The sequence below is a fragment of the Streptomyces sp. NPDC059696 genome (genome assembly GCF_042733745.1).
Taxonomy (GTDB): Bacteria; Actinomycetota; Actinomycetes; order Streptomycetales; family Streptomycetaceae; genus Streptomyces.
In genome coordinates this window covers 1-1,082 of sequence record NZ_JBHWFG010000139.1, presented here as the reverse complement: position 1 = coordinate 1,082, position 1,082 = coordinate 1, and the positions used below count along the sequence as shown (strand labels likewise).

Below are 1,082 nucleotides of genomic sequence, written 5' to 3'. Positions count from 1 at the left end.
CCCGAATGAGCTCTGGAATCAACCGCGGCGAGATCGCGATCATGCAACCGATGGACACGCGCCCGCGCATGTCCTCATGCGATCCCTGGAGGGCACCCCGCAATTCCGCCGTCTCCCGCAGGATGCGCCGGGCGCGGACACCCAGTTCCACGCCGGCCGGAGTGGGTTCAACGCGTTTGGCCCGGGTGCGGATCAGGAGATCCAGGCCGAGGCTCTTCTCCAGCTGGGCAATGGCCATGGAGGCCGCTGCCTGTGAAATGTTGCTCTCGCTCGCGGCGCGTGTCAACGATCCATGGTCCAGGACCGCAACGAAGTATTCCAGCTGCCGAAGCGTGAACTCACCCATCAGTTCTCCTTATGAACTTCTTAGAATTGATTGATTATACAAGTGACGTGGCGCGGACCACACTGGAAGAAAGCCAATCCGAACGAGGAGAACCATGACGCCGACGTCATCCCTGAAGCCGCACATCGTCACGCTGGGAACAGCAGGCGGACCACGGTGGTGGGCCGCTGCCGACTCCGGCGAGCGCACGGGAATCGCCACGGCAGTGGTGGTTGGGGATGCCTTCTACCTGGTGGACTTTGGACAGGGCGCGGGTCGTCGACTCAGCCAGTCGGGCCTGCAACTGAAGGACCTGCGTGCACTCTTCATCACGCACCTCCACTCGGACCACGTCTACGATCTCGCCGGACTCGGCATCTTCGGGCTCTACGCTTTGACCGAGCGCACGGAGAACCCGGTCCGCATCATTGGACCCGGCAACCGGGGCGAGCTTCCCGCGGTGTCGCCGCGCGCCGTCGTCGAACCCCAACCGCTCGCGCCGGAGAACCCGACGCCGGGCACGCGCCAGATGTTCGAGCAGCTCATGAAAGCCCACGCGACGGACCTCAACGACCGCATCCTGGACAGCCTCCGGCCCAGCCCGCTGGACATCTTCCACGCTGAGGACATCCAGATTCCGGCGGAGTCCGGCTACCACCCGAACAACAACCCGACGCCGGACATGGAACCGTTCGAGGTATACCGCGACGAGCTGGTGACCGTGACGGCAATCCTGGTGGAACACCCTCCCGTAGCG

At 64.0% G+C, this 1,082-nt stretch carries 2 protein-coding genes; one reads left to right on the top strand and one right to left on the bottom strand.

Translation table 11 applies throughout. The features are described from left to right. The coding region (locus ACFV20_RS37175; RefSeq protein ID WP_385665606.1) for a LysR family transcriptional regulator at positions 1–346 on the bottom strand (346 nt) is incomplete at its 3' end. A 94-nt stretch (positions 347–440) separates the two neighbouring features. On the opposite strand from ACFV20_RS37175, the gene ACFV20_RS37170 reads away from it, so the two are divergent. Continuing rightward, a partial coding sequence (locus ACFV20_RS37170; RefSeq protein ID WP_385665603.1) for an MBL fold metallo-hydrolase occupies positions 441–1,082 on the top strand: 642 nt, incomplete at its 3' end.